The organism is Mycobacterium sp. NGS66 (assembly GCF_059812225.1).
In genome coordinates, this window is record NZ_JCALCG010000032.1 from 1 (window position 1) to 4460 (window position 4460).

General features: G+C 63.1%; 4 protein-coding genes, 4 tRNA genes and 2 pseudogenes. 3 read left to right on the forward strand and 7 right to left on the reverse strand.

Going from position 1 to position 4460, the window contains the following annotated elements; genetic code table 11:
- Window positions 1-420 precede the first annotated feature (420 nt).
- Window positions 421-651 carry a hypothetical protein gene (locus tag AC5Y2L_RS28445; protein WP_499940062.1) on the forward strand — a complete coding sequence of 77 codons (231 nt, stop codon included), beginning with the start codon at window positions 421-423 and terminating at the stop codon, window positions 649-651.
- 47 nt (window positions 652-698) lie between these two features.
- Here AC5Y2L_RS28445 and AC5Y2L_RS28450 read toward each other — a convergent pair whose 3' ends face one another.
- From AC5Y2L_RS28450 to AC5Y2L_RS28475, 6 genes are all read right to left on the reverse strand, one after another.
- On the reverse strand, window positions 699-959 hold the full coding sequence (locus tag AC5Y2L_RS28450) for a hypothetical protein (protein ID WP_499940064.1): 261 nt from the start codon (window positions 957-959) through the stop codon (window positions 699-701).
- 102 nt (window positions 960-1061) lie between these two features.
- The gene (locus tag AC5Y2L_RS28455; protein ID WP_499940066.1) at window positions 1062-1568 is read right to left on the reverse strand and encodes a GNAT family N-acetyltransferase; all 507 of its coding nucleotides are present in this window, start codon (window positions 1566-1568) and stop codon (window positions 1062-1064) included.
- Window positions 1565-1849: a type II toxin-antitoxin system TacA family antitoxin gene (locus AC5Y2L_RS28460; protein WP_499940068.1), complete on the reverse strand. Its 285-nt coding sequence runs from the start codon at window positions 1847-1849 to the stop codon at window positions 1565-1567. The genes AC5Y2L_RS28455 and AC5Y2L_RS28460 overlap by 4 nt, the downstream gene beginning before the upstream one ends.
- 142 nt (window positions 1850-1991) lie before the next feature.
- Window positions 1992-2066, reverse strand: a tRNA-Val gene (locus AC5Y2L_RS28465).
- 14 nt (window positions 2067-2080) lie between these two features.
- Window positions 2081-2151: transfer RNA gene (locus tag AC5Y2L_RS28470), tRNA-Cys, on the reverse strand.
- A 28-nt stretch (window positions 2152-2179) separates the two neighbouring features.
- Window positions 2180-2252: transfer RNA gene (locus AC5Y2L_RS28475), tRNA-Gly, on the reverse strand.
- Window positions 2253-2432: 180 nt separating this feature from the next.
- Here AC5Y2L_RS28475 and AC5Y2L_RS28480 point away from each other — a divergent pair.
- Window positions 2433-2504: transfer RNA gene (locus AC5Y2L_RS28480), tRNA-Val, on the forward strand.
- A 40-nt stretch (window positions 2505-2544) separates the two neighbouring features.
- Here AC5Y2L_RS28480 and AC5Y2L_RS28485 read toward each other — a convergent pair.
- Window positions 2545-2814: pseudogene (locus tag AC5Y2L_RS28485) on the reverse strand (tyrosine-type recombinase/integrase); the annotation flags it as partial.
- Window positions 2815-3009: 195 nt separating this feature from the next.
- Between AC5Y2L_RS28485 and AC5Y2L_RS28490 the strand changes: the two are divergent.
- Window positions 3010-4350: pseudogene (locus AC5Y2L_RS28490) on the forward strand (IS1634 family transposase); the annotation flags it as partial.
- Between the last annotated feature and the right edge of the window lie 110 nt (window positions 4351-4460).

A 4460-nucleotide genomic window follows, 5' to 3' on the forward strand; every position in this document is an offset into this window, starting at 1 on the left:
CACCACCGACTGATGCGTCGGTAACTATCGTTCGGCGTCTCGGGCCACAACCTGTATTTCACACACAAACGCGCCCGGCGCCGGCGCGTGTACCGAGGCGGGCGCGGTCCAGACCAGCGCAGTTGACCTCTCACCGAGCGCGTCGACCTCATTGCGCGTTTATTGTGCGAAAACTGGTTCGCTGCCCTAGATACCACGCTTGCGTGCGCTAATGCTGTGTTGCGATCCGCAGGCGCGGGCTGTGGCATACCTCCGCGCGCGCCGCGTGAGGATGAGTCGCTCAACAAATTCGCATGGAATCCCATCAATAAGGTTGAAACGTGGGCCGCCCTCGTCGCGAGAGGCAATACGTTCGCTCTTGCGACCGGCTGGGCGCCGGCGCCGGTGGTCCTCAAGCGTGACGGTGCGGTGGTTCGCTTCATGCTTGAAGACGACGAAGACGCGGAGTGGAATGCTGCGGTTCATGTAGGACACGGTTCGTGGTACGCCACGATCGACGACGGTGAGCATGGCAGCAGCGATGGGTACGGGCTGCGGACCTATGACCACCGCATACGGGGGTTTGGCGACATCGTGGAGTACAGCAGTCGAATTGACTTCGCCACCGAGTGGAAGCCGCTCCCGGGGATCGGGTTACCGCCTGCGCGGTGACGCCTCTAACTCCAATGGGCGCCAAGCGGGCGCGTCGCTGGGGTCGGTCATGGCCGTTCCTCCGTGGTGACCTCCTCGACCGGTTCGCCGTGGTCCGATCTGAATTCGACTTGGGCCTCGCGGATCTCGTCGTCGGTGTGCTCGCAATCGACGTCGACCAAGACGCCGGTTCCGTCGGGCAGCGTCACCCTCCGTAGAGCCTTATCGGTGAGGCCAGTTGTTTCTCGGGCGGCGGCCAGGGCCGCCTCTGCGCCGTCTGGGAAGAGTTCGCGCAGCTGGTCGGCATGCGTGAGCGTCGCGAGCGACACTAAACGGCCGAACTGCTCTTCGGTCAGCGATTCAAGGTGGTCACGGTCTGCACCCTCCGCGACCATCGCCTCGATTAGCTCGCGACGAGGGTTGTATTCATCTCACCGCACGGCGGGGGCGCTCGCCTGAGCATCTTTTATCAGCAACATCAAGTGCATTGGGTCGGTGGGGGACGGTTCGAAGTTGTACCGGAGGTAGAAGTTGCGCGCGTCGTCGTGGAGTGCGTGTACGAGTATGGCGCGGACGCCGATCTGCTCGGCGGCTCGCACCGCCCGCGCGATGGCGTCGCGCAGCAGACTCTCTCCCAGCCCGCGGCCTTGGTGTTTCCGGTCAATCGCGAGGCGGGACAGCAAGATCACCGGTACCGGGTCGGGCATGTTGCGGCGGAACTTGCCGGCGCAACCCGAGTGTGACACCGCGCCAGACGCCAAGGCGTAGTAGCCGACGATTCGGCCATCTTGCAAGGTGACGAAGCAACGCGATGCGCCGCCGACGTGGTTGGCCAGCGCACGATCACGCAGGTAGTTGTCGAGCGTGGGTTCACCACTGTCGAACGTGGCGGCGTCGTCTGTCTCGCTGATCGGTCGCGGGACGCTGTAACCGCTCACGCGTCCGGATCAAACAGGGATGGCTTGGCGAACAGCTTGGCCAAAGCTGGCTTGATCTGGACAGGCCGGTCGAGGAGAGCGTTGAACTCGGTCCACGCGGTGTCATCGAGTAAGAAGTGTCGGCGGTCGGCGAGTACGTCGCGGGCGCGGGCGACGGTAGCACTGACACAGAAAGTAGTGAGGTCGGTCCCTTCGACCTCGGCGGCATGGCGAATGAGTGCGTCCTGCCAGGGAGTCAGGCGCACCGCGAAACGTTCAGACTTCGTAGCCATGACATCCATTGTGTGCCTGATAGGCGTACACGTCAATCGTGTTAGCGCCGCTTTTCAGACGCGGACTGCCCCGGTCGTAACTCGGGAGTCCACGGGGAGTCCACAAAATCTGATCTTGACCGTAAAAACCGGCTCTGAACTGCGGTGATGCTGGTGCGCGATACTGGGATTGAACCAGTGACCTCTTCCGTGTCAGGGAAGCGCTCTCCCGCTGAGCTAATCGCGCTGAGTCGAATTCGGAGGTGGAGACGGGAATCGAACCCGTGTGCACGGCTTTGCAGGCCGTTGCCTCACCACTCGGCCACTCCACCGCTGGGGTTGATGCCACTTGCACCTTCGAGCGGATGACGGGATTCGAACCCGCGACCCTCACCTTGGCAAGGTGATGCGCTACCAACTGCGCTACATCCGCGCGCAACGGACGAGATCGTCGCCCGGTGCGAAGCACGACGATAGTCCACGTGAGCGGGCACACACAAATCTCTTGGTGCAGTGCAGGTCTACGCTACCGTGCACCCTGGTGGCGCGCCATGCAGCGCGTCCCGTGGCCAGGCATCGTGCTAGTCTTCGACCTCGTTCGCCTCTCGGCGGCGGTCCCGTGGCTCAGTGGGAGAGCGTCCGCTTCACACGCGGAAGGTCGCTGGTTCGATCCCAGCCGGGACCACTTTTATGACCTGCATGGACACCGTATATGCACTCAGCGGTTAGAAGTTTTTGTCCGGTTCTTGTCCGGTGGACGTTGGCCTGATCGTTTCAGTGGTGTGGAGTCGGTCGAGGTTGGTGGCTACTTGGTCGAGTTCATCTGAATAGAGGTCGCCGTAGATGTTGGCGGTGACGGTAGGTGTGGAGTGGCCCATGGTTTTCTGCACATAGCGCAGGTCGGCCCCGGATTTGCGGGCCAGGCTGGCGTAGGTGTGTCGTAACTCGTGGATGGTCAGCGGGGCAAGCTTCGTCGTGCGGAGGGCGTCACTCCACGCGCCCGGAACTCCGCCGGGAACTTACTCGGCCGTGACATCATCGACTCCTTCCCTGGCCCAGTGGACCAAGATCAGAGGCCTCCAGAAAAGCGGGGGAACCTCAGTCAGCCCTTGCTGCAGGCTTTTGACTTGCTGTTTTTCTGCTCGGGTGGTGGAGATTTGCGCACTAATTTGGGGCCGTAGTCTGCGCTGGTGGCCTATATCCGCACGGTGAAAACGTCCTCTGGGGCGGTCGCGGTGCAGATCGTGTGGTCTTCGCGGAAGGGATCGCGCCAGATCGAACACCTCGGTTCGGCCCACGACGAGGACGAGTTGGCGGCGCTGAAAGCGGCGGCCGCCGAGCGGTTGGCCGCTGGCCAGGCTGTACTGGATCTCGCGGTGCCAGCCCCGCCGGGATCAGAGCCGTTGCCGATTACTTCCTCGCAGATGACTCATTTGTGGGACGGCCTGTGCGCCGCCTATCGGATCTTGGGGTTTGAGTCAGCTACTAAGGGCGACAATGTGTTTCGTGATCTGGTGTTGGCGCGGATCATCGAGCCGACCAGCAAGGTCGACGCCGAGCGGGTCCTGACCGAAGTCGGTGTGGAGCCGGCCTCGGATGCCACCCTCAAGCGTCGCCTGCCGGTTTATGCCCAGCCACGGTGGCGGCAATCATTGGCCACCGCTTCGGCACGGCGTGCCGGTCTAGGACCGGCCAGCCTGGTGTTATTCGACGTTTCCACGCTGTACTTCGAGACCGACAGCGGCGACGGGTTCCGCGAGCCCGGGTTCAGCAAAGAACGACGCCTCGAGCCTCAGATCACCCTTGGCCTGCTCACCGATGCCGCCGGATTCCCGTTGACCGTCGAAGCTTTCGAGGGCAACAAAGCCGAGACCGCCACCATGCTGCCGGTTATCAACGCCTTCAAAGCCGCGCATCAGCTCACCGACGTGACTGTGGTTGCTGACGCGGGGATGATCTCAGAGGCCAACCAGGTCGCCCTGCAGGCCGCCGGGTTGTCGTTCATCTTGGGCACCCGCATCCCGCAGCTGCCTGACGTGGTGCGCCGATGGCGCGACAAACACCCCGACGAGGCGATTCCCGATGGCCTGGTGCTAACCCAGCCCTGGCGATCGACCTCGGCGGAGAAGGCCCGGGGGATCCCCGACCGGATCATCTACTACCAGTACCGGTACGACCGGGCCCGACGCACACTGCGCGGCATCGATGAACAAGTCCGCAAAGCCGAACGTGCCGTCGACGGGCACGCGCCAGTCAAACGCAACCGCTACATCCAGCTCGCCGGTGCCACCAAGAGCGTCAACAGACAACTCGAGGCCAAGGCCCGCGCGTTGGCCGGCTGGAAGGGCTACACCACCAACCTGATCGAGCGGCCCCCGCAGTTCATCATCGACGCCTACCACCAGCTGTGGCACATCGAGAAGGCCTTCCGGATGTCCAAACACGACCTGCAAGCCCGCCCGATCTACCACCACCTACGCGAATCCATTGAGGCCCACCTGAGCATCGTGGTCGCCGCACTGGCCGTCAGCCCCGACTTAGGACAATTTAGTGTGCATGGCCGGCGTCGATGTTGGTGAGCGCGTTGCGGAGGTCGTCGGGTAGCGGGTCGGCGGCGGTCAGTGTTTGCCTGCCGGCCTTG